Source organism: Marinobacter sp. DUT-1 (genome assembly GCF_050379415.1).
GTDB lineage: Bacteria > Pseudomonadota > Gammaproteobacteria > Pseudomonadales > Oleiphilaceae > Marinobacter.
In genome coordinates this window covers 216,555-240,466 of sequence record NZ_JBNRLS010000004.1, presented here as the reverse complement: position 1 = coordinate 240,466, position 23,912 = coordinate 216,555, and the positions used below count along the sequence as shown (strand labels likewise).

General features: G+C 59.1%; 23 protein-coding genes. 21 read left to right on the top strand and 2 right to left on the bottom strand.

Annotated features, from left to right (window positions below; all coding sequences use genetic code 11):
• The first annotated feature begins 35 nt into the window (after positions 1–35).
• From ACQUTG_RS14265 to ACQUTG_RS14180, 18 genes are all read left to right on the top strand, one after another.
• The gene (locus ACQUTG_RS14265) at positions 36–923 is read left to right on the top strand and encodes a branched-chain amino acid ABC transporter permease (protein ID WP_239039219.1); all 888 of its coding nucleotides are present in this window, start codon (positions 36–38) and stop codon (positions 921–923) included.
• A gap of 2 nt (positions 924–925) precedes the next feature.
• Positions 926–1,921 carry a branched-chain amino acid ABC transporter permease gene (locus ACQUTG_RS14260; RefSeq protein WP_428920045.1) on the top strand — a complete coding sequence of 332 codons (996 nt, stop codon included), beginning with the start codon at positions 926–928 and terminating at the stop codon, positions 1,919–1,921.
• Positions 1,922–2,205: 284 nt separating this feature from the next.
• On the top strand, positions 2,206–3,039 hold the full coding sequence (locus ACQUTG_RS14255) for a helix-turn-helix domain-containing protein (protein WP_428920044.1): 834 nt from the start codon (positions 2,206–2,208) through the stop codon (positions 3,037–3,039).
• Positions 3,040–3,249: 210 nt separating this feature from the next.
• Positions 3,250–3,438, top strand: a complete 189-nt coding sequence (locus tag ACQUTG_RS14250) for a Flp family type IVb pilin (protein WP_428920043.1) — start codon at positions 3,250–3,252, stop codon at positions 3,436–3,438.
• Positions 3,439–3,515: 77 nt separating this feature from the next.
• A complete protein-coding gene (locus tag ACQUTG_RS14245; RefSeq protein WP_428920042.1) occupies positions 3,516–4,034 on the top strand; it encodes an A24 family peptidase in 519 nt (172 codons plus the stop codon).
• A 231-nt stretch (positions 4,035–4,265) separates the two neighbouring features.
• Positions 4,266–5,390, top strand: coding sequence for an AAA family ATPase (locus ACQUTG_RS14240; RefSeq protein ID WP_428920041.1), 1,125 nt, complete (start codon positions 4,266–4,268; stop codon positions 5,388–5,390).
• A gap of 5 nt (positions 5,391–5,395) precedes the next feature.
• The gene (cpaB, locus tag ACQUTG_RS14235) at positions 5,396–6,205 is read left to right on the top strand and encodes a Flp pilus assembly protein CpaB (RefSeq protein ID WP_428920040.1); all 810 of its coding nucleotides are present in this window, start codon (positions 5,396–5,398) and stop codon (positions 6,203–6,205) included.
• Between the two features lie 70 nt (positions 6,206–6,275).
• A complete protein-coding gene (locus tag ACQUTG_RS14230; RefSeq protein WP_428920039.1) occupies positions 6,276–7,766 on the top strand; it encodes a type II and III secretion system protein family protein in 1,491 nt (496 codons plus the stop codon).
• Between the two features lie 10 nt (positions 7,767–7,776).
• Positions 7,777–8,064 (top strand): hypothetical protein, encoded by a 288-nt coding sequence (locus tag ACQUTG_RS14225; protein WP_428920038.1) that lies wholly within the window; start codon positions 7,777–7,779, stop codon positions 8,062–8,064.
• A 15-nt stretch (positions 8,065–8,079) separates the two neighbouring features.
• Complete coding sequence (locus ACQUTG_RS14220) at positions 8,080–9,270, top strand: Tad domain-containing protein (protein WP_428920037.1); 1,191 nt, start codon at positions 8,080–8,082, stop codon at positions 9,268–9,270.
• A gap of 32 nt (positions 9,271–9,302) precedes the next feature.
• Positions 9,303–9,764, top strand: coding sequence for a TadE/TadG family type IV pilus assembly protein (locus ACQUTG_RS14215; protein WP_428920036.1), 462 nt, complete (start codon positions 9,303–9,305; stop codon positions 9,762–9,764).
• The gene (locus ACQUTG_RS14210) at positions 9,761–10,246 is read left to right on the top strand and encodes a TadE/TadG family type IV pilus assembly protein (protein ID WP_428920035.1); all 486 of its coding nucleotides are present in this window, start codon (positions 9,761–9,763) and stop codon (positions 10,244–10,246) included. Before ACQUTG_RS14215 ends, ACQUTG_RS14210 begins: the two co-directional genes overlap by 4 nt.
• Before the next feature lie 22 nt (positions 10,247–10,268).
• Positions 10,269–11,447 carry an AAA family ATPase gene (locus ACQUTG_RS14205; RefSeq protein WP_428920034.1) on the top strand — a complete coding sequence of 393 codons (1,179 nt, stop codon included), beginning with the start codon at positions 10,269–10,271 and terminating at the stop codon, positions 11,445–11,447.
• Between the two features lie 10 nt (positions 11,448–11,457).
• Positions 11,458–12,825: a CpaF family protein gene (locus tag ACQUTG_RS14200; protein WP_428920033.1), complete on the top strand. Its 1,368-nt coding sequence runs from the start codon at positions 11,458–11,460 to the stop codon at positions 12,823–12,825.
• Positions 12,826–12,828: 3 nt separating this feature from the next.
• Complete coding sequence (locus ACQUTG_RS14195) at positions 12,829–13,812, top strand: type II secretion system F family protein (RefSeq protein ID WP_428920032.1); 984 nt, start codon at positions 12,829–12,831, stop codon at positions 13,810–13,812.
• Between the two features lie 12 nt (positions 13,813–13,824).
• On the top strand, positions 13,825–14,784 hold the full coding sequence (locus tag ACQUTG_RS14190; protein ID WP_428920031.1) for a type II secretion system F family protein: 960 nt from the start codon (positions 13,825–13,827) through the stop codon (positions 14,782–14,784).
• Between the two features lie 29 nt (positions 14,785–14,813).
• Positions 14,814–15,794 carry a tetratricopeptide repeat protein gene (locus ACQUTG_RS14185; RefSeq protein WP_428920030.1) on the top strand — a complete coding sequence of 327 codons (981 nt, stop codon included), beginning with the start codon at positions 14,814–14,816 and terminating at the stop codon, positions 15,792–15,794.
• Positions 15,795–16,271: 477 nt separating this feature from the next.
• Complete coding sequence (locus tag ACQUTG_RS14180) at positions 16,272–17,633, top strand: fibronectin type III domain-containing protein (RefSeq protein ID WP_428920029.1); 1,362 nt, start codon at positions 16,272–16,274, stop codon at positions 17,631–17,633.
• A gap of 66 nt (positions 17,634–17,699) precedes the next feature.
• On the opposite strand, the gene ACQUTG_RS14175 is transcribed toward ACQUTG_RS14180, so the two are convergent.
• Together ACQUTG_RS14175 and ACQUTG_RS14170 are read right to left on the bottom strand one after the other, a co-directional pair.
• Entirely contained in the window at positions 17,700–18,140 is a 441-nt protein-coding gene (locus ACQUTG_RS14175) for a DUF7282 domain-containing protein (RefSeq protein WP_428920028.1), read from the bottom strand.
• 160 nt (positions 18,141–18,300) lie between these two features.
• Positions 18,301–19,275 (bottom strand): AraC family transcriptional regulator, encoded by a 975-nt coding sequence (locus ACQUTG_RS14170; RefSeq protein ID WP_428920027.1) that lies wholly within the window; start codon positions 19,273–19,275, stop codon positions 18,301–18,303.
• Between the two features lie 132 nt (positions 19,276–19,407).
• Here ACQUTG_RS14170 and ACQUTG_RS14165 point away from each other — a divergent pair, with 132 nt between their 5' ends.
• From ACQUTG_RS14165 to ACQUTG_RS14155, 3 genes are read left to right on the top strand one after another with little or no spacing between them, the layout of a single operon-like run.
• Complete coding sequence (locus ACQUTG_RS14165; protein WP_428920026.1) at positions 19,408–21,021, top strand: FAD-dependent oxidoreductase; 1,614 nt, start codon at positions 19,408–19,410, stop codon at positions 21,019–21,021.
• 5 nt (positions 21,022–21,026) lie between these two features.
• Positions 21,027–22,220: an L-lactate dehydrogenase gene (locus ACQUTG_RS14160; RefSeq protein WP_428920025.1), complete on the top strand. Its 1,194-nt coding sequence runs from the start codon at positions 21,027–21,029 to the stop codon at positions 22,218–22,220.
• Positions 22,217–23,875 carry an acetolactate synthase large subunit gene (locus tag ACQUTG_RS14155; RefSeq protein ID WP_428920024.1) on the top strand — a complete coding sequence of 553 codons (1,659 nt, stop codon included), beginning with the start codon at positions 22,217–22,219 and terminating at the stop codon, positions 23,873–23,875. Before ACQUTG_RS14160 ends, ACQUTG_RS14155 begins: the two co-directional genes overlap by 4 nt.
• The last annotated feature ends 37 nt before the right edge of the window (positions 23,876–23,912 follow it).

Here is a 23,912-nt window from a genome sequence, read left to right as displayed (position 1 = left end):
ACAATAACGTCTGTGCTGCTTTTGGAGTTAGCAACATGTCCATGATTTTCGGCGTCCCTCTCGCTGTGCTCTCTGGCCAGCTCCTCATCGGAATCATCAACGGCGCCTTCTACGCCCTGCTGAGCCTGGGGCTCGCGGTAATCTTCGGCCTGCTGAAGATCATCAATTTTGCCCATGGTGCCATGTATATGCTGGGCGCCATGACCACTGTCCTGATGTTTGACTACCTGGGCGTCAACTACTGGGTTGCCCTTTTCCTGGCACCGCTTGTGGTTGGAGTCTTTGGTGTTGTCATCGAATACTTCCTGCTTCGCCGCATTGCCGGGCAGGACCATATCTACAGCCTGCTCCTGACCTTCGGTGTGGCCCTGATCATTCAGGGCGTGCTGATTAACTGGTTCGGTGTTTCCGGCCTGCGCTACACCATGCCTGACATGTTCAAGGGAGGAGTGAACCTCGGCTTCATGTTCATGCCGTACTATCGAGCCTGGGTCATCGTAGCGGCCCTGCTGGTGTGTTTCGGTACCTGGTTTGTGATCGAGAAAACCAAACTGGGCTCGTATCTGCGAGCCGGCACCGAGGATTCGCAACTGATGCAGGGCTTCGGCATTAACGTACCGCTGCTGATCAGCCTCACCTATGGTTTCGGGGTGGCTCTGGCCGCGTTTGCCGGAGTCCTGGCCGCACCCATTTACTCCGTTACGCCGGTCATGGGCTCCAGTACCCTCATTGTGGTCTTCGCAGTCGTGGTTATCGGCGGTATGGGTTCCATCGGCGGGGCGATCATTACCGGTATTCTCATGGGGGTCATTGAAGGCCTCACCAAAACCTTTTATCCACCGGCGTCGTCGGCGGTCATCTTCCTTGTCATGGTTCTGGTACTGATGTTCCGGCCCAGTGGCTTGTTCGGTAAGGAGGCATAAACATGAATCAGCCAGTCAATTCCGCCGACATTCACAAGGCTATTGTGGAACAGCAAGCCGCCCAGGACCGCAAGAAACTGGTGCTCAATGGCGTGCTGTTGCTCCTGCTGCTCGCGGCGCCGTTCATGATTTACCCTGTCTTCCTGATGAAGATCCTGTGTTTCGCGCTGTTTGCGGTGGCATTCAATCTGCTGTTCGGTTTTACCGGATTGCTGTCCTTTGGCCACGCCGCCTTCCTGGCGACCGGCGGATACACCACCGGTTACCTGTTGAGCAATTATTCCGGACTGACCACCGAGATGGGCATCATTGCCGGGACCCTGACCGCAACGGCGCTTGGTGTCGCCTTCGCGCTACTGTCCATCCGCCGGCAGGGCATCTACTTCGCCATGGTCACCCTGGCCCTGGCGCAGCTGGTGTTTTTCTTCTTTGTGCAGTCCGAGTTCACCCACGGTGAGGACGGTATGCACGGAATTCCCCGCGGCGAGCTGTTCGGCCTGATCAACCTCGAAGACAACCTGAACATGTACTACTTCGTGCTGGTGGTCTTTATCGCCTGTTACCTGTTGGTACAGCGCATCGTAAGCAGCCCCTATGGCCAGGTTCTCAAGGCAATCAAGCAGAACGAGCCGCGAGCGGTGTCACTCGGCTACAACGTGGACCGTTACAAGGTGCTGGCGTTCGTTATTTCTGCGGCGCTTGCCGGACTCGCCGGTTCCATGAAGTCCGTGGTGTTCCAGCTGGCCTCCCTGAATGACGCTCACTGGCATATGTCCGGCGAAGTGATTCTGATGACGCTGGTTGGCGGCATGGGGACTCTGCTTGGCCCGGTGGTGGGGGCTACATTTGTCGTGAACATCGAGTATCAGCTATCCCAGGGTGCCCTCAGGGACTGGGTGGATCCGATTCTTGGCGGTATCTTTGTATTGACGGTTCTTGCCTTCCGTAGCGGGATCGTGGGTGAACTCCAGAAGTTCGTCAAAAAGAACCTCGGTTGATCCCTGGCTGAAGTCCGCCAGGTCGGGGTCAGATGAAAAACCCGTTTTTCATCTGACCCCTTTTTCATGCTTTTCACTTCTTTTCGCACACCTGTCTCTCAGATTTCCTATCCCACCAGTTACAAAACACTGCAATAAAATGTGCCTGCTTTCTTGACGTGTACAGTTGCCTTTCCTATTAGTTGGTATTGCGTCATCAATTTATTAAGAAAAATACATGTTAATCCCACCAGGTCCAGACGGAGCTGGAAGCCCAAGAATCAAGAAAAAGGGGAAATGGGGGGATGGAGAGAGCTACGGTTGTACTGGTGGACGCCACGCAGTATGGGGCGGACCCGGAGGTCGTCAGGGTTATTGAGCGGCATTTTCCGCTGGTCAGGGTTTCCGCGAAGGATGAACTGGCATCAGTTTATGCGTCGTATAATCGTGTGATCAGCTGTTTCGAGTTCGATTTTCCGGATATTACCAGTCTGTCCATCCTGAGTGAGGCCAAGCAGGAGTTCACCTCCGTGCCCGTGGTGATGTTCACCCAGCAGCACTCAGAGGCCCTGGCAGTATGGGCTCTCCGAAGCCGGGTGTGGGATTACTTTGTCAAACCGGTGCAGACGGACAGCGTTCTGGACTCCCTGCAAAGGCTGGAAAAGCTGGTCGGTAATCGCAGGGAACGCTCCGAACGGACCACCATCCTCAAGTCCCAGCCTCTTCCTGACGACGCCCGCTTCAAGAAACACCGTTGCGAGGACAAGGTTGTCGAATCTGCCGTCGCGTTCATTGAGCAGCATCTCTCCGAAAAGCTGATGCAGACGGACATCGCCGAGCTCTGCGGCAGCAACAGCTACCAGCTCAGCCGGGCTTTCAAGAAAGCCCACGGCATTACCTTCCAGGAATACATCGTCCGGCGCCGGATCAAGAAGGCGACCGAGCTGCTGCAGAACAACAGTGCATCAGTGATTGATGTTTGCTGGGCTGTAGGCTTCCACGATGCATCCCACTTCACCCGGATGTTCCAGCGCCATATGGGCATGACGCCCAGTCAGTATCGCCATAAATGCCATGCCAGTCGTGAAGAGGCAGCTTCCTCTCCTCAGCTTTCTCTGTATCAATTCCTTGAAACCTGACCGGCACCTGCTAGGGCGCCTCTGATTAACCCGGAACCGCCTGTGCGTATTCTGAAGGCTTCCGGGATCCTCCTTTTGCAAAATCCTCCTATTGTTTCGCCGGAATACTCCTAACCGACTTCTGAATAACTTCTTATGCTGAAACTACAGCGCACGGAGATGGCGCTGTGCCATCAAGGAAGTATGTCTAACGACTGCAGGAGTTATGAGATGAAAAACTTCAAGGAAAAAGTAGTTGCGTTTATTCGTGATGAGGAAGGTTTGGAGCTGTCTGAGTATGCGGTGGCTGGGTCTTTGATTGTTCTTGGAGCCGTTGCTGCGTTTACGCTTCTGGGTGACAACATCGCAATCGTTATTGACGGTATCGCGGACATTATTGTTCCTCCAGCGGGGGGTTAACCACGAAGTGACTCACGCCAGGGGAGGGCAAAATGATCCCTCCTCTGGCCCCTCAAGCTGGTTTGTCGGAGGAAGCAATGGATGCCACTAGCGTAGGGATAGCGACGACACTCCTTTTCGGACTGCTTACCGCGGTCTACTTCGACTTTTCAAGTCGCAGGATCCCGAACATTTTAACGTTTTCAATGGTGGTTCTCGGAATCACTCTCCACAGTCTCGGCGGGCAGTGGCAAGGAGCCGCGTTTGCGTTCTCGGGTCTACTCGTTGGCTTGTTCTGTTTCTTGCCATTGTACTTTTTCGCAGCGCTTGGTGCAGGGGACGTCAAGCTCCTCGCCGCTGTTGGTGCTCTGATTGGGCCCTATGCCGTGTTTTTGAGCGCTGTTATGACTTTGCTTGTCGGCGGAGTTTTTGCCTTGGCGTTTATTGCCTGGAAAGGCGGGCTGTTTGTGATGGTTCGTCGGTATTGGTCAATGTTTTTATCTCTTGCCTACTTACAGCCGACATACATAGCCCCTGCGGAGGACGAGGCTGCAGGGCTGAGGCTGCCTTACGCACCGGCAATAGCCTGCGGAACAGCCCTGTCGGTTCTTCTTTAGGCGGAAAAATTAACGGAAGTGAAGGAGCAAGCAATGGACGCCGAACTTTTGTTAACCGACTACAGGGATAAGCATCCAAAAGCGAGTAATGATGTTAGCCGTCCCCATAGCCTTCCGGACACTGGCCTTGACCATTTCTTTGTCGCGGACCTGCTAATCAAACATCTTAACCTCGCAAGCAACCAGCCCCTCCAGCAACTGGCCAGGAATATTTCCCTGCCAGGCGCAATTTTGGAACCGGTTATTGGGCACCTGCGCCAGGAAGCAAAGGTTGAAAGCAAGGGTGCCGACTTCTCGGAGGGCGGTGTGCGCTATGCCCTGACAGACCGTGGTCGTGCTGCCGCTCTCGAGGCGCTATCCCGCGACGGCTACTGCGGCCCCGCGCCAGTAACTCTGGAGGCCTATTCAAAGCTGGTGCGCCGGCAATCGGTCTCCAAGTGCGTGGTCACTGAAGACGATATCCATCGCCTGTTCCGGGATACCGTCATCGACGAAAACCTTCTGGCCCAGCTTGGACCAGCGGTGCACTCCGGTCGCGCCATGTTCATCTACGGCCCGGCGGGCAGTGGCAAGAGCTACATTACCCGTCAACTGGTCAAGCTCCTGGCCGGCCCGGTATATGTCCCTTATTCCATCCTGGTAGGCGACACGGTCATCAGCCTGTTCGATCCTGAATTCCATCACCCGGTTCATGGCGAGGAGCAGGACCCCGTGCACCTGGGGAACGGCCATGATCCCCGCTATGTCCTGTGCCACCGACCGGAAGTGACCACCGGCGGCGAGCTTACCCTCGATATGCTTGACCTGAAATTCGACGAGCAACGCAAGCAATACCAGGCACCGCTTCAGCTGAAGGCAAGCAACGGTATGTTGCTGATCGACGACCTGGGCCGGCAGCGGGTATCTCACGTGGACCTCCTCAACCGGTGGATCGTGCCGATGGAGGAAAAGCGGGACTTCCTCAACCTGAGGGCAGGGCAGCACTTTGCGGTTCCCTTCGACATGCTGTTGATCTTCTCCACCAACCTGAACCCGCTGGAGCTTGCAGATGAGGCGTTTCTCCGCCGCATCGGTCACAAGATCGGATTCAAAACCCTGGAGCCGGAGCCGTTCCTGCGGCTGTGGCAACAGGTCTGCCAGACCATGGGGATCGACGATGATCCCGAAACAACCCGGTACATGATGACAGAGCTTTACCCGACCCAGGGCAATGTCCTGTTGCCCTGTCATCCCCGGGATCTGCTTGGTCTGGTAAGTGATTACTGCAGGTACCGCGGGTTACCGGCCCGGCTCACTACCGAATCCATTCGGTGGGCCTGGCAAAACTACTTCGTGCAGCTGGAAAACGTGGGGTGACCGCTATGTTCAAGTCAAGAACCATTCTGATGCTCTCTTTTGCCCTGATCATGGGCCTAGGCGCCGCATACCTGGCCAGGGGCTGGGCGCTTGACCGATTTGCGTCACCAACTACGGAGGATGGTGTCCCTGTCGTTGTGGCTGCCCTGCAGATTCCCTTTGGCAAGAAGGTGGAAGCCAGTGACCTGAAAGTCGCCACCATGCCGAAATCCATGGTTCCGTCCAGTGCACTGACCGAAGCCGAGTCAATTGAAGGACAGGTAGCGACCACGACGATCTACCCAGGCGAAATGATCCTGAAGGAGAAGGTGGCCGCGTTTGGTGGCGGCAGTGCCCTCTCAGCAGTGATTGCGCCGAACAAGCGCGCGGTGACGGTCCGGGTCAATGACGTTATTGGTGTGGCCGGCTTCCTGATGCCTGGTAACCGGGTGGATATTGTCGCGGCTAAGCGAAACGGTAACTACCGCTACGAATCCCGCACCCTGCTGGAAAACGTCAAGGTGCTGGCGGTGGATCAGACCGCTTCTCCCGAGAAGGACAAGCCCGTCATTGTGCGTGCTGTCACGCTCGAGTTGAGTTCGGATGAAGCCGAGGAATTGGTCAAGGCCACCCAGGAGGGCATGATCCAGCTGGCGCTGCGCAATCCTCTGGATGACAGCATGCGTCCGGCTCCTGAGCCCGAACCTGTGAAGGAGGAAGTCGTGGCCGAGGCCAAGCCGGCTCCGAAACCTGCGCCACGCCGGGTTGTCGTGACCAGTTCCCGCGTAACCATCATCCGTGGAACCGATGTCAGCACCTCGAAGGTCTCCATGTAAGACGGATTTGAATGCAGCGGTTGCCGGGGGTTGGCAGCCGCAAAGGAAGTAACCCAGGGAGTGAGTGACCATGACAATAAACACGAAGAAGCTGTCACTGCAGGGATGCCTGATCGGGCTGTTCCTGCTCTTGTCCGCCATCCCGGTCGCAGTGAAGGCCCAGGTGATGCTGGCAAGCGGAATGGACCGGCAGGTGGTTGAAGTAGCCCTTAACCAGTCCCAGATCCTTTATCTTGAACAACCGGTGGCGAAGATCTCTGTTGGTAATCCCGATATTGCCGACATCCTGATCCTGCGGTCCCGTCAGCTTTATGTGGTAGGTAAACAGCTCGGCTCCACCAACGTGACCCTGTGGGATAACAATAACCAGGTGGTGGCCGCCGTCGGCATCGATGTGACCCACGACCTGGAGGGCCTGAAAGCCAAACTGCATCAGGTGCTGCCCGGCGAGGAAATCGAGGTTCGGTCCTCCCAGGGCGCCATCATTCTCAGTGGTGAAGTCGGCAGCTCTGCCCGCATGGCGGCGGCACTGGATCTGGCCCGGAGTTTCCAGGGTGGGGATGACGGCAAGGTCCTGAACATGATGCAGGTGGGCGGCGCCCAGCAGGTGATGCTGGAGGTCCAGGTAGCTGAAGTCTCCCGGGACTTTCTCAAGCGCATCGGCGCCAAGTTCGAGGCCATGAACGCCAATTCCCTGCTCACCATCGGTGCCGGCAATAACGGAACTGCCCTGGCACCCGCCGCCTCGATACCGGGCGGCGGCACCAACACCCTGAGCCCCTTCGGTCCGCCGGCAACCCAGATTCTGAGGGAACCCCTGACTTTCGAAAGCACTGGTCTGTTCGCCAGCTTTCTGGATGGTGACACCCTGTTTGATCTGGTGATTGATGCAGCCCAGGAAAACAACCTGGCGAAGGTGCTGGCCGAGCCGACTCTCACCACCCTCACCGGGCAGGAAGCCACTTTCCACGCCGGCGGCGAGTTCCCGATTCCCGTCGGCAGCGGGCAGGACAACGGTATCAAGATCGAGTTCAAGGAATTCGGGATCAGTCTTGGCTTCCTCCCAACAGTCCTGGACTCAGGGATGATCAGTCTGAAGCTCAATATCAAGGTGAGTGAGCTCAGCAACCAGAACTCCATTGTGCTGGATGTGCCGGACACTGCCGCGACCTTCTTTATCAATGCGCTTACCAGCCGCAGTGCTTCCTCCACGGTCGAACTGGCCAACGGGCAGACCATCGGTGTGGCCGGCCTGATCAACGAGAACCTGCGGGAGCGGGTGAACAAATTCCCGGGTCTGGGCGACCTGCCGATTCTGGGCAACCTGTTCCGTAGCCAGGAATTCGTGAAGGGCAAGACTGAGCTTGTGATTCTGGTCACGCCACACTTCGCCAAGCCTGTGGATCGCAAGCAGTTCAGCCTGCCCACGGACTACTTTGTGGAGCCCTCCGATCTTGAGTTCTACCTCCTGGGTTACATGGAGGGCAGGCGTAAACCCGGTGCGGAATCCGCACCCGGGGCACAAGGTAGCGTGGAAGGACAATTCGGACACGAACTCTGAGGTGGAAGCCATGGACGCATACAAGCAAACAATCAAAGTAATAATGACAGGGCTGGCCACGGGGTTGCTTCTGGCAGGGTGCGCATCACCCAGTTCGGAAGACCAGTTCGGCAATTCCGTCCGCCAGATGATAGCCGCCCAGAAGTACGTTCCGCCCGGCCAGGAACCGCCCGAGCTGCCGGTGCTGGATGGCCGGAAGGCCGAGGCCGGGTACAACAGTTACATCAAGGATACCGGCAAGCCCGAAAGGCTTGGACCGGATATGAGTGGCGGCGTTGGCATGGGGCTTCAACGCTGACAGGGAGGATGGACCATGGACGCGGTCGATAAGGCAAGGAACTCTCAGCAAGGCGCCATCCTGCCCATGGTTGCCATTTCCCTGGTGGTTATCCTGGGGATGGCGGCCCTGGCGCTGGATATCAGTAATGCCCACCTGGAGAAGACGCGACTTCAGAACGCTCTGGATGCCGCCGCGCTCAGCGCGGCCAAGGTCCTGGATCAGACTGGCAATACGTTGCTGGCAGACGCGGCCGGGCATACTACGTTCGACGCCAACACGGCGGCGCCAGGCAATGCCGGCCTGGGTGAGGCCTCGGCCAGTGGCGACCTCACGTTGGTACTGGAGTTCTCCAACACACTCAATCCCTTTGTCCCGGGCACAACACCGGCACAGTATGTCCGCGCCCGGGTTGACAACTATGACGTAGCCGAATGGTTCGCGCCGGTGCTCGGAATCAATGATCTGGCGATCGCGGGTACCGCAGTCGCAGGTCCGAGCCCGACCATCAAGACAGCCTGTAACGTAGTTCCGATGATGGCATGTGGAACGCCTGGCGAAGACAACTATGGCTATTCGCGGGGTGAGGTAGAGCAGCTGAAAATCGGCTCAGGTACAAGTTCGGAGGTCGGTAACGGGAATTTCTATCTGATTCGCCTTGATGGTAGCAGCGGCGGTGCTGATATTCGGGAGGCGGCAGCGGGCAAGTTTGATGCTTGCCTGGATGCCGGTGGGGACGGGGATATCGAAACGGAGCCCGGCAATACCGTCGGACCCTTCGCCCAGGGAATCAATACCCGTCTGGGAATTTACAACGGCCCTGTGAGCGCGGCCGACTACCCGCCGGATTGGTTTACCGACCATGCCCCATATGACGAAGACGATTATATCGCTGAAACGGTCCCGGAATTTAATCTCGACTGGTATCTGGATCAATACGAGAACGTGAACCCGGATGCTCCTCCCACCGGCCAACCGGGTCGCCGCATTCTGACCATGCCCGTGGGCAATTGCGACGGCCTTGCCAACGGCCAGAGTTCGGTGGAGCTGCTGGGCTTCAGCTGCTTTTACATGGTTGACCGGATGCAACAGGCCGGCCAGGCGGTGTTCTACGGCCAGTTCAAGGATGACTGCGGTGGCAATGGCGTGCCGGGGCCAGATCCCGGCGTAGGGCCTGGACCGCGCATTATCCAGTTGTACAAGGATCCGGATACCTTCGATAGCTGAGAAGGTATTCGAAGCGGGAGGGAAGTAAGGACATGGGCGCACTACACAGACCTGCCAAAAAACAGAAGGGTATTGCCACCCTGGAGTTCTGGCTGACCGCTCCGTTTCTGCTTCTGGTCGTATTTGCCGTGAGCGAACTGGGTTGGGCGTTCAGCCAGTATCACACCATGACCCGGGCGACCCGTGACGGTGCCAGGCACGTTTCCTCATCGGCGCTGAATGGAAGTCTGAACCTCATTCTCCTGGACAGTGGCCTGGTACAGCAAACGAGTAACCTCGTGGTTTATGGCAATACCCTGGGGGCCGGAGATCCTCTGCTGCCGGGCTGGTCCACCAGCGATATTTCGGTAACCAGTCCTGACGCCAGCCACGTCTCCGTTAGTGCCACCTACAACTATATCCCGCTGATCGGACAGATTCCCGCTTTCTACGGGGGAGAGCCAATCAGCATGGCCTTTGTAATGCAGAGCACTGTGCAGATGAGGGCGCTATGAACATCAGAAAGCAGTCGGGCTTGCACACCGTGGAGTTCGCGATTGTCGGGGCAATGTTTTTCATCCTGTTGTTCGCCAGTATCGAGTTCGGGCGGCTGATGTTTGTCTGGAACACGCTGGATGAGATGAGTCGTCGCGCCGCCCGGGTGGCGGTGGTCTGTCCCATTGAACACAGTGCCATTCGCCGAGTTGCCATGTTCGATGAGCCGGGTACTTCGGGCGAGAGCCCGATACTGAAGGGGCTGATGGAATCGCATATTTCCATCGACTATCTGACCTCCACCGGCGGTGTTCTTGCCGACCCAGCAGGCAACTATCTCGATATTGCCTTTATTCGCAGTGAAGTGAGCGGTTTTCAGCATCAACTGATTATTCCGTTCTTTTTCCGGACGTTCGAGCTGCCACCTTTCGTGACGGTGCTGCCGCGCGAGAGCCTCGGTGTGTCGCGGGAAGGCACCGGTTGTTTCGGGACCATCAGTTGAATCAGCAAGGAAGGGCGAAGCCATGAAAGCACGTATTACCGTTTTGATTGCCGGGCGCAATGCCCAGGAATTGCAGGAGCTTGAAGACATGCTCGGCGACCAGCCGGGCCTTGCCCTTAGCAAACGCCTCATCACCAACGGGCATTCGGATCCGCTCTATAACGTCAAGGAACTCCCGGATGCGCTGATCTTCTGTACCACGTCCGCCTGGGAGGACGAACTCCGATCCCTGGATGATCGGCCAGTCACAAGCCGGGTGCCAACCGTGGTCACCGGTCCGGAAAACATGACGATCATGCGCACCGCCATGCGAGTCGGTGCGCGGGACTACTTCAGCTTTCCGGCACCCAAGCAGGAGGTTCTGGAATCCCTGGTCCGGATAGCCGCCGAACTGACGCCGGATTCGGATTCAAAGGGCGGAATGTTTGCCGTAATCAATGCCAAGGGCGGATCCGGAGCCAGCACCATCGCCGCGTCCCTGGCCCACAGTCTGGCGGAGCGGATCGAGCAACGGGTGGCCCTGCTGGATATGGATCTGCAATTCGGTAGCCTGGCGTCGGCCTTCGACCTCCACGAGGGCGGTGGGTTGGTGGACGCAATCCTGCGAGCCGACAACATGGATCTGGTGGCACTTGAGGGCCATATGCTCAAACACAAGAGCGGGTTGCATCTGCTGGGTAATGGCTCGGATCAGCTTGTTGTGCCAGGCGATATCGATGAGGGCCAGCTGCAGAAACTGTTGGCGTTGCTGCGAACCGGCTATGACCACACTGTGGTTGACCTGCCCCGTCAGATCGACAGCGTGACCGGGATGTTACTGGAATCCGCCGACCGGGTACTGCTGGTCCTTCAGCAAAGTATCGCCCACGTTCAGGATGCCCGCCGTTTACTGCACTACCTGACCCGATACATGGGGGTGCCTGCCGATAGGATCGGAATTGTGGTGAACCGTTGGGACAAGCGCCTGGCACTCACCGCCGGTGACATCGAAAAGGCCCTGGGCATCGGGGATATGACCTTTATTCCCAACGACTACGCCAAGGTGGCGGAAAGCTCCAACCTGGGGGTGCCTCTGTTAGAGGCGGCGCCTTCGTCACCGGTCAGCCGGAGCATGGTCCGGATGGCGGAAGTGCTGAGCGGCAAGAAAGTAGTCCCGCAGTCTGGCCTGGGCCGGATGTGGCGGAAACTGGCAGGAGCCTGAGGAGAGTGTCATGGAACTGAACAGACTGAACGAATTTGGCAAGGGTGAGCCGGAGCCGCCCCTGGTTCACAATGGCAGCACGCTCTCTCCGAGCCGCCGAGCCGAGGAGGAACAGGAACGGGTCTGGAAGCAAAAGATCCATCAGAAGCTGATGAAGGTTCTCGATCTTTCGCTCCTGGGCACTCTGGGCAAGGAAGAAGCCGAGCGCCAATTGCAGGAAATCGGTCAGCGGCTGATGTCAGAGGAGTCTATTCCACTCTCGCTGACCGCCCGCCAACGCATCATCCGTCAGATCCAGGATGACATCCTCGGCCTCGGTCCACTTGAGCCGCTGCTGGCTGACAAGTCCATCGCCGATATCCTGGTCAATGGCCATGACAGCATCTACGTCGAGCGCAACGGCAAGCTGGAAAAGGTGGATGTGAGTTTCCACAGCGACACCCACCTGCTGAATATCATTGATCGCATTGTTTCCAGTGTCGGGCGGCGGATTGATGAATCTTCCCCGATGGTGGATGCCCGACTGAAGGACGGTTCCCGGGTCAACGCCATCATTCCTCCCCTGGCGGTGGACGGGCCGCTTCTGTCCATCCGCCGTTTCTCCATCGGTCGCCTGTCCATGGAATCGTTGATGGAGAAGGGCACCCTGACCGCGCCCATTGCCGGCCTGCTGGAAAGCATTGTGCGGGGCCGGTTGAACGTTCTGATTTCCGGTGGCACCGGTTCCGGTAAGACCACGTTGCTCAACGTACTTTCGGGCTTTGTGCCGGATAACGAGCGGATAGTCACCATCGAGGATTCGGCGGAACTCCAACTTCAGCAGCCCCACGTGGTTCGACTGGAGACCCGGCCACCGAACATCGAGAACAAGGGCGAAGTCACTCAGCGGGACCTGGTCCGGAACAGCCTGCGGATGCGGCCGGACCGGATCATCGTGGGCGAGGTCCGTGGCGCCGAAGCGCTGGATATGCTCCAGGCCATGAATACCGGTCATGACGGTTCCATGACCACGCTGCACGCCAACGCTCCGCGGGATGCCCTGACCAGGATCGAGAACATGGTGTCCATGACGGGTACCAGCATGCCGATCAAGGCGATCCGCTCCCAGGTGGCATCGGCCATCGATGTGGTGCTCCAGGTGGAGCGCCAGGAGGACGGTACCCGTCGCCTGGTCAGTGTGCAGGAGATCAATGGCATGGAGGGTGACGTGATCACCATGTCCGAGCTCTTCAACTTCCGGCGCGTGGGCCGGGATGAGGAAGGCAAGGTGATAGGGCATTACAAAGCGACTGGCATTGTGCCCCGCTTCCATGAGCATCTACACCAGCGGGGCATCGCGGTGCCTCTGTCGCTTTTCGACCCGGACTTCGAGGACTGAACCATGGACGTATTGGGAGACAAACTCTGGATATTTCTGGCCCTGGTGTTCGTGGCAGTTTTTCTGCTGTCCCAGGGGTTGGTGATTCCGGTTTTCGGTGAGAGCCGGGGCGCCCGAAAGCGGCTCAATGAGCGCATGCACAAAATGACCCAGGGGGAGGAAGGGCAGAAGCGGCTCTCTCTCATGCAGGAGCAGTATCTCAGGGATCTGTCACCTCTGGAGAAACGCCTGGAATCCATGCACCTGCTCCAGCCACTGGTCAGCCTGATTGCTCAGAGCGGCTACCGGACAAGGGCTTACCGGGTGCTATTGTTGGCGCTTCTGCTGGCTGCTGTCGCCGCCTTCGTGGGCTTCAGCATGACCAAGGCCTGGTGGGCGCCAGTGGTGCTGGCTCCGCTGGCGGCCAGTGCACCGTTTCTCTATCTGCGTAACAAGCGGAGCAAACGGATTGCCAAGATCGAGGAACAGTTACCGGATGTGGTGGATGTCATCATCCGGGCGCTGCGGGCCGGGCACCCGTTCATCGAAGCAATTCGGCTGGTCTCCACGGAAATGCCCAGTCCCGTGAAAGAAGAGTTCCAGAAAACCTTTAACGAGATCAACTACGGCGGGGATGTGCGGGCGGCATTGTTCGGCCTTCTGCAGCGGGTTCCCAGCGTACTGGTGATGGCTCTCATCACTGCTGTTCTTGTGCAGCGCGAGTCGGGCGGCAATCTAGCCGAAGTGCTGGAAAAGATCGCCGGTGTTATCCGGGGCCGCTTCCGTTTCCAGCGCCGGGTCCGCACCCTTTCTGCAGAGGGAAGGATTTCAGCCTGGGTACTGACCATGACACCGTTTGTGCTCTTTGTGCTGATCTCGCTGGTGAACCCGGACTACATGCCCATGCTTATCGAAAGTCCCCGGGGCGCCGACATTGTTCTGATAGCACTCATTCTGATTGTGATAGGCGTGTTCTGGATCAAGAGGATCCTCAATATCAAGGTGTAGGAGAAACCAGCCATGGAATACGTAATCGGACTGCTCGATACCGTCATACAGGACCGCCAGATGGCGCAATACGCCTTTATCGGGTTGATGGCGGTGGCGGTGTTCTGCCTCGCCCTCGCCGGCATGTACCTGCTCTCTACCATGTTCCATCCGGTGCGCAGCCGATTGCACAATGTCGTCGCTCCGGAGGCGGCTAAAGCGCAACGGGAGGGTCATGTATCTTCGTTCCTGAAATCAACGGCACCCCATTTTCTGCCCAAGAAGGAGGGAGATCGTAATCGCACCCGGGAGCGGCTGATACACGCCGGTTTCAGGAATGACGGCGCCCTCGCCAACTTCTATGCGATCAAGACATTGCTTATCGTGGGTCTGCCATTGGCGGTTTTCTTCGGTCTGCGCTGGGTGCCGGGGGTAACGACCATCGAGGTGGTGCAGGCAGCGGCTGGTGCAATGCTGGCTGGCGCACTGGGGCCCAACTATGTACTGGCCAAGATGATCGAACGCCGGAAGCGCCGGTTATATAACGGCTTTCCGGATGCGTTGGATCTGCTGGTGGTTTGCACCGAGGCTGGTTACGGACTGAAGCCGGCATTGCAGCGGGTTGCCGACGAGGTGGTGATCGGCCACCCCGAGCTTTCCGAAGAACTGGCTCTGGTAAACAGTGAAATGCGGGCCGGGGTAGATCGGGTCGACGCCCTGAAAAACCTGGCGGATCGCACTGGCCTGGAAGAGATCGCTGGCCTGGTGGCGTTGCTCAGTCAGAGCCTGCGTTTCGGCACCAGTATTGCGGAGTCCCTGCGGATCTATTCGGAGGAATTCCGTGACAAGCGCATGCAGCGGGCGGAAGAAGAGGCTGGCAAGGTGTCCACCAAGATGGTCTTTCCGCTGGTGTTGTGCATGTTTCCGGCCTTTTTCGTGGTGGCCATTGGCCCGGCCGTTGTCGGGTTGCTGGATCACTTCCAGGTCTATTGATCTCTATAACAAGAAAGGGAGAGTTTGCCATGATTGGACAATGGATGAATGCCAAGGCCGGTTTGAAGGATCGCAACTTTTCCCGGACAGGCATGCGGAAGCTGGCTGGTGCTGGCCTGATGGCCACGTTGCTGTTTCTGGGCGGTTGCGCCAGCGGCCCCCAGGTAAAAAGCGGCAATATTTATACAGACCTGTACGACGGCAAATCGGAACTGACCTTTTCCACCCTGATGCCGGTGGAGTCCGCACAAGAGGCCATTGCCCGGGGCGATGCTGCCTATCGGCAGGGGAAGCTGGATGAGGCGGTGTTCGAATACATCCGCTCCCTGGAACTGGATCCGGAGAATGCGGATACCTTCTACAAGGTGGGCGCCATCAACCAGCACAAGGGTGCTTTGGATAAGGCGGCCTCGGCATTTCAGCTCGCCCTGCAACTGGAGCCCGACCATGCCGGTGCTCTTGAAGGCCTGGGCCTGATGCTTATGAAACAACGGCAGCATGAGAAAGCCAAAACCCTGCTGGAACAGGCGGTGGCTGCTGATGAAAACCGTTGGCAGGCATTCAATGCCCTTGGCATCATGGCCGACCTGCGGGGCGAATTTGCCGCTGCGAGAACCTACTACGACCGGGCCCTGGCCATTTCTCCCCACAATGCGAGACTACACAACAACCTGGGTTATTCCTTCTACCTGATCGGTCACTGGAATCGGGCGGAGTACCAGTACCAGACCGCGCTTAACATCGATCCCGAGCATGAGCGTGCCTGGCGCAACCTCGGTCAGCTCTATTCTCGCCTGGAGCGATTCGATGAGGCCCTGGAGGCGCTGATAAAGGTAATGCCGGAAGCGGACGCCTGGAACACCATTGGCTATATCCTGATGAACGAAGGCAACTACCGCCAGGCGGAGGAGTTCTTCAGCAAGGCTGCCAAGGCATCACCCAGCTACCACGTAACTGCCAATGACAACCTGGCTCAGGTGCGGAGGTTGATTGCGCGCAGCGGGGATTGAGGATCTGGGAGTTGGTTTCGGTGAAAATGGGGTCAGATGAAAAGCGCGTTCGCGCTTTTCATCTGACCCCCGTCTTGGGTTTGGCCTCGGAGTCGTTTTCTTTGCCCCGGAATTATGGATTTCTACTGTTTAAATTTGTAAACACCATTTCCGTTCCCCGCAGGCCCCCGCTCATTCACTCCTTCCCATTGTATAAAATATAACCGTTAAAACATGGGGTTAAGCTCCACCTGATAGCCCCCACTGATGTAACCTTCAATGTCCCTGTGTTTCGTACCGTAAACGCCACTTTCCCGACGAATTTCACCCCATAAAAAGCGAATCTGATCACATTTTGGTCAGAAAAGGACGCAGTATGATTTGCCCAATTCGTCAATAAATTGGTGCAAAACGATGTCATATTGCGGCAAAAAATTATCGAAGCAGGGGCTGCTGCTTCTCTCGGCGTCCGTTCTTCTTTCGGGCTGCTTCAAGGATATGACGGCCAGCGAAAGCAATGCCGTGACGCAGACCCAGGAGCCCGGAGTCGAGGTTGCCGGTGCGGCCATGAAAGGCGTTATCCAGAAAGGAATCGTGACGGCGAACCGGTTGCTGGCGGACAAAGACGGTTACTACGCACCCGATCGGCTGGCGGCCAAACCTGTGCTGACCGCTGATGACGGCAGTTATGATCTGCGCTTGCGGGGTAAGGCCGACGGTTGGGCGCTGGTTACACTCGAGGCGGACGGTGCCACTCGCATGATCTGCGACGTGGTTCCCCGGTGTGATCAGGCAGGCGCCGAGGCTGTCGCGTTCGGCCAGCCCATGTCGCTGGATAGCCAGTTCAGCTTGCGCGGTGCTGGCGACCTGACCACAGAAACCGTGCACCTGACTCCGTTGACCCATCTGGCCGTCACGCTGGCGGAACGCAGTGCCAACGGGCTATCTCCGGAGGCCCTGTCTGGTGCCTACCAGACGGTGGAAGGCTGGTTCGGGCTTTCTGCCGGTTCCCTTCGTCTGGCCCCGCCGGATCTGACCCGACTTGATAATCTGGGCAGTGTTTCCGCGGATGCGCTGCAGGTGTCTATCGCCAACGCCGCGTTCCTGGCCCTGGTGAATGATAGTGCCCAATGGAGCACCATTTCCGAGGTGCTGAACAACATGACCTCCCAGATCGCAGCTACCGGCCAGATCGACATCATGGGAGATGGAATAAATGTGGCGCTGGCAGATCTGGTCAGTGCCGCAGCTCTGCAGTCCTCCGAGCTCCAGGCTACGGTGGAGTCGAGTGTCATCAGCCAGAAGCTCGTTGTTGTCGAATATCGTAATGTCCAGCGTTTCAAAACCATTGCTGATGTGTACGCGGACTCCGACACCGCCGTTGCCGATTCAGAAGGCAGTGCAGACAGCAGCGAAGGCACAATTGACAGTGGCAGTGACACCACCACTGGAACAACTCAGGATGGCACCGGAGAGCAGGTTGCTGACAACACTGATACGACGGCCACAGACAACTCCGGCGACACCGTAGCGGATAACGGAACCGATACCAGCGAGCCGCCGGCAACCGATACCGTTCAGGAGCCAGCGATCCCGGCCGACGCCGCACTACTAAGCTGGACCGCTCCGCTCACCCGAGAGAATGGTGAAAGCCTGAGCATGGGTGAAATTGCAGGCTTCGAGGTGGTCTACGGAACCAATCCGGACAGCCTCGACCAGAGCCTGGCAATCGGTGATGCGTCGGTGGATGAGCTCCTGGTGGACGAATTGACGGCCGGTACCTGGTATTTCGCCATCCGCACCCTGGATACCGATGGCAACCGCAGTCGTCTGTCCGAGGTTGTGTACAAGCAGATCTGACTTGACGCTGGGCTGCCCCGCCCACTCGGGGCGTGGCAGCCGAGAGGCCTCTACAGACCTTACTTCTTATTTCGCGGTAATGGTGGTCATCACCAGTTTCCCGTCCTTGCGGACCGGTCCGTCTTCCTTGGCACCCAGGGTATATTCGAAGGTGCCGGTTTTCATACCACCATCCTCACCATGAACCATCAGCATGAGCATGTCGCCAGGCTTGACCTCTTCGGTCAGGATGGCGGCGACGTCCATGTTCTTGCCTTTTTTCAGGGGCGCGTGGCCAACAACCGGGCCGGGCTTCATGTTTTCACCGGTTCGGTGAACCACCAGCCAGCCGTTCTTTTCCGCATTTATTTTCTTCGCGGTGACGGTCCCGGAAGTAACGCTCTGGTCATCCGCCCAGACCTGGGCACCGTCCATTGCATGGTCGCCGGCGAGGGCGGTGCCCGCCATCATGGCGCCGGATACCAGAGTAGCTGTCAGCAATGCTGTTTTCTTACCGTGTTTTTTCATGACGTTCTCCTCGTGCTTGGTTGTGACCCACCTGTTCAGAGGGATCCGAGATGGGTGTACATCGGCTACGGGACAACGCAGCGGAAAGTTGCAGTTCGCGAAAGTTTTTTTGATTTGGCGGAACCGCCATATCAGCAGAGGGTGGTCGGTTTCGTTAGCACTACTGGCCTGAATCTGCCTGTCGTTTGCGCCAGCGGACCGGCGGTGAGCCGGTCCAACGCTTGAAAGCCCGGTAGAAGGTGCTTACTTCGGCGAACCCCAGAGACTCGGCTATCTCCGGCAGCGAGGCGCTGGTCTCGGCTACCGCCTGGAGTGCTTTTCGGCAACGGGCTTGATCGAGCAGACCTTCGAAGCTTTGTCCCTGTTCCCGGAGCCGCCGGGCCAGTGTTCGCTCGCTGATGCCGAGTGCCGAGGCCGCATCGCCTCGGCGGGGGAGAACCGGTCCCACACGAGCGGCCAGCCATCGCTGTAATTCGGCGACCGAGGCACTGCTCATGGTAAGAGCCGCCAGACGGGCGCTGGTGAAGCGCTCATGAACCTGTGCAAGCTGAGGGTCTGCCTGAGGCAGGGGCTGATCCAGCACGGAGTTATCCACCAGCACGCCGCTGAACGCCTGCTCGAACGCCACTGGGCAATTGAATACCGTCTGATAGCCCTGAGCCGGTCCAAGGCGGGGCTGACTGAACTGGACCCGGGCCGGCTGCATTCGGGTTCCGGTTACCCAGCTGGCGAAGCCAACCACGGACGCAAGTACCGCCTCGATCTGGTGAGGACTGAATGCCAGCTCGCCTTGTCGGGGATGGTAGACCAGCCAGGTGGCGTTATTGCCGGCGACGATCTGGAACCGGCCGCCATCGGATATCAGCCGTTGAAAGCGCTGGACCATCACGATGGCCTCGCGCAGGGTTGCGGCGGACTGCAGTGCAAACCCCACACCGCTAATGCTCATGGGACTGAACTCTGCACCGACTTTCAGCCCGAAGCCCGGGTCCCCGGTGCAGCGTTCCGCCGCATGCCAGAGGCGGGTGATGTCATCGATCGGCCAGCGTTCCAGCTCGCAGGCAAAGGCGGGAATACCGGCTTCTGCCAGCAGGGTATCCGTATCCACAGAAAGGCGCTTTGCTGCACCGATCACCGTGTTCACCCAGCCAATGGAAACTGTGGCCTCTAAAGTCAATTTTGCTGGCCTCTAATGTCAATTTTAAAGCCATGGTACCGGTCTATCTTTAAACCTGACAACTCATTGCTAACGGGTCGGATACACATCATGGCGAAGGTAGTTTCTTCAGACATTCTGGTGGTCGGAGGCGGCCTGGCAGGCATTGTCACCGCTCTCGAGGCTCTGCGGGCCGGGAAAACGGTCACCCTGGCGGACCGCGACACCGAAGAGCGCATGGGCGGCCTGGCTCTGTGGGCCTTCGGCGGCATGATGCTGGTGGGTACACCCCTGCAGAAGCGAATGAAGATCACGGACACGCCCGAAATCGCCCTGGGTGACTGGCTCAGCTTCGGCGAATTGGCGCCCGATGACCAATGGTCTCTGCAATGGGCTCGCTACTATGTGGAGAACTCCCGAAGCGAGGTGTACGACTGGCTGAGCAACGAAGGCATCAAGTTTCTTCCAGCCGTAAACTGGGTCGAGCGGGGACGCTTCGGTGATGGCAACCGGTTGCCCCGTTATCACGTGGTCTGGGGTACTGCCCGCGAACTGGTCCGCTGCCTGTTGGCAGCCCTGCACCGGGAAAACACTGCCGGTAAGCTCACACTGCTGCACGAGCACCGAATCACCGAACTGGATCACGAAGCCGGCAAGGTCAGCGGCGCCCTGGCTGTAAATGAGGCCACCGGCGAGGAAGTCCGCCTGGCGGCTTCCGCCGTGGTTCTGGCCACCGGCGGTATCAACGGCAGCCATGAGCAATGCCGGACCAACTGGCCCGCTGACCGACCGCAACCCGCCCGCATGCTGAACGGGGCTCACCCCTACGCGGATGGCCGCATGCACCATTGGGTTGCCGACACACTGGATGGGCAGATCACCCACGCGGGCGAAATGTGGAATTACGCCGCCGGTTTCCCGCACCCGTATCCACATTTCCCCGGCCACGGATTATCGACCATCCCCTGTAAATCCGCCCTCTGGCTGAACCATCGCGGCGAGCGCATCGGCCCGGAGCCCCTGGTGACCGGGTTCGACACCCACTGGCTGTGCCAGCGGGTGGCCGAGCAGGAAAAACCCTGGACCTGGCACCTGCTGAACTGGCGCATCGCCGCCAAGGAATTTGCCATTTCGGGCGCCGAACACAATGCCCGCATCCGGGACAAACAGTTCCCCCAGTTCGTGAAAGAGTTGTTGCTGGGCAATCACGCGTTGGTCCGCCAGATGCAACACGAAAGCCGTGACTTCCTGGTTGCGGATACCCTCGCCGACCTGGCCGGTAAGATGAACGCGCTGACTTGCTCCAACGACATCAGCCCGGAGACGCTCCAGGCCACCGTCGATACCTTCGACGCCAACTTCGCCGTCGGCACCAGTCTGCACAACGATCCCCAGATTCGAATGATCCAGCATGCCCGGGAATGGAAGCCGGACCGCCTGCGTACCTGCAAGCCGGCCCCGCTGCAGAAACCGGGCGCCGGCCCCTACATCGCCATCCGCATGCAGCTGATCACCCGCAAGAGCCTGGGTGGCCTGCAAACCGACCTGCAGAGCCGTATTCTCAACGGCCAGGGAACGCCCGTTGAAGGCCTGTATTGTGTGGGCGAGGCCGCAGGCTTTGGTGGCGGTGGTGCGAACGGCAAGCGCTCCCTGGAAGGGACGTTCCTGCCGGGATGCATCATGACGGCCCGGGCAGCGGTGCGCTCCATTGTGGCCGGAGGCTGACCGCTATGCCCCTGAAGCTGACCTACCCTGCCACCGCTGAAGATTACCGAGCTCTGGCCCGCGCCCGGTTGCCCCGGTTCCTGTTCGATTACCTCGACGGAGGCGCAACAGACGAACAGACCCTCCGTGCCAATGAAACCGAATGGGACGGCATAAAACTGCGCCAGCGGGTGTTGATTGATGTCGACCAGGTGGATACCACAACCACCCTGGCCGGGGAGACCTGCGACATGCCCGTGGTGCTCGCGCCGCTCGGGCTGGCCGGCATGATGGCCCGGCGTGGGGAAGTGCAGGCGGCCCGCAGTGCAGAAACGGCCGGTATTCCATTTACCCTCTCCACCGTGGGCATCTGCCCGGTGGAAGAAGTGCAGGCCGCCGTTTCCAGGGCGGCCTGGTTCCAGCTCTACATGATTCGTGATCGGGCCCGTATCGAAGCCCTGCTGGATAAAGCCTGGGCCGCCGGCTGCCGCACACTGGTGTTTACCGTCGACCTGCCGCAGCCGGGAATGCGCCATCGCGATTTCCGCAATGGCCTCTCCAGCACCGGCGCCCGTGCGAAGGCCCTGAAGGCCGTTCAACTGCTGTCACGCCCCGGCTGGCTTTGGGATGTGGCTGTGCGCGGCGGTCCCCTGAACTTTGGCAACCTCAGTGACGTGGTGCCCGATGCCGGGGATCTCGACGCGTTCAAGGCCTGGATTGATGCCCAGTTTGATCCCACCGTGACCTGGGCCGACATTGAATGGCTGCGCCGCCACTGGAAGGGTACCCTGCTGCTGAAAGGCATCCTGGATGGGCAAGACGCTCGCCAGGCGGTGAACGTGGGGGCAGACGGGATCATTGTCTCCAACCACGGTGGCCGGCAGCTGGACGGAGTCGCCTCTGCCGCAAGCAAACTGCCCGAAATCGTGGCCGCCGTGGGATCAGAAACCGAACTGCTCGTGGATGGCGGTGTTCGCAGTGGCGTGGATATTTTCCGGGCGCTGGCTCTCGGTGCCCGGGGCGTGATGATCGGCCGCCCCTGGGCCTGGGCGCTGGCCGGCGGCGGTGAGGCCGGGCTGAACAATCTGCTGGCCAGTCTCCAGCAGGAGCTGCGCCTGGCCATGACCCTCACCGGCGTTACCCGAATTGCCGATATCGGCACACACCAACTGGATAGAAACCCAAACCCTGAACCCGGAAAGCTTGGAGAACAACAATGACAAACGGCGCACAAGCCCTGATGAAAACCCTGGTGGATGCCGGTGTCGAGGTCTGCTTCAGCAATCCCGGCACCAGTGAAATGCACTTTGTGGCCGCCCTGGATGACGAGCCCAAAATGCGGGCGGTTCTTGCCCTGTTCGAGGGGGTTGCCACCGGCGCCGCTGACGGCTATGCCCGCATGGCCGACAAACCCGCCGCCACCCTGTTGCACCTGGGCTGCGGGCTGGGTAACGGCCTGGCCAACCTGCACAACGCCCGCAAGGGCAAGGTGCCGGTGCTGAACATTGTTGGCGACCACGCCACCTACCACGTGAAATACGATGCCCAGCTGCAGTCTGATATCGAGACCGTTGCCCGCAATGTGTCCCCGGGGTTTGTACGCACCGCCAGGAGCACCCAAACACTGTGCCAGGATGCCGCCGAAGCCATTGCCGCTGCCCGCACGGCGCCCGGGCAGGTTGCCACTCTGATATTGCCGGCCGATGTGTCCTGGGGGGAGGGTGGTGTGCCCAACGCGCCCCTGGCACCGCCGACGCCGGTTCCGGCAGACGATGCCACGGTAGAGGCCATTGCCTCGGCCATCCGTTCCGGCAAGAAAACCGCCCTGCTGATGGGCGGTCATTCCCTGCGCGAACCGAGCATGCTGGCGGCCGCCAAACTGGCCGCGCACAGCGGCGTGACTCTGCTGGCGGAAACCTTCCCCACCCGCATGGAGCGGGGCACCGGGCTGCCCTGCATCGAACGCCTGGCCTATCTGGCCGAACTGGCCACGGTGCAGCTGTCGGATGTGGAGCAACTGATCCTGGTGGACGCCAAGGCGCCGGTTTCCTTCTTCGCCTATCCCGGCAAGAAGAGCTATCTGGTGCCGGATACTTGCCAGGTACATACCCTGGCGGCACCCGATCAGGACATCCTGGCCAGTCTGAACAAACTCAATGACGCCGTTGGGGCCAGCCAGGCCGAACCCGGGCTACAACCCGAGAAACGGCCGGGCCGGCCACGGGGCAAGCTGACCGCCGAGAAAGTCTGCAAAGCGGTGGGTGAACTGATGCCCGAGAACGCCATCATCGTGGACGAGGGCATTACCTCCAGCCTGATGCTGTCGGTAATGACCGCCGGCGCGCCCCGCCACGACATGATTACCCTCACCGGCGGGGCTATCGGCCAGGGCCTGCCCAATGCCGTGGGTGCCGCCGTGGCATGCCCGGACCGGCCGGTCATCGCCCTGATCGGTGATGGCACCGCCATGTACACCATCCAGGCCCTCTGGACCATGGCCCGGGAACAGCTGAACGTAACTTCCATCATCTTCAACAACGCCTCTTACTCCGTGCTCAACATCGAGCTGGAGCGGGTCGGCGCGGAAGAGGCCGGTGAGAAAGCCAAATCCCAGCTGGACCTGCGCGGCCCGGTGATCAACTTCGCGGAAATGGCCAACGGCATGGGGGTTCACGGCGTGCGGGTGCACACCGCCGAGGAAATGGCAAAAGCCCTGGAATACGCCCAGAGAATGCCGGGACCACACCTTATTGAAGCCGTGATCCCGGAATCCCTGAGCGGGGTGAAACGCCGGATACTGCCGTGGATGCTGCGCTCATTGCCAAGCCTGCCGTTATCGGTTTCCAGGGCCTTGAAGCGCAAGTTGGCACCCTGAGACACGAGATTACCGCATCAACCGCGACGCGCCGCCT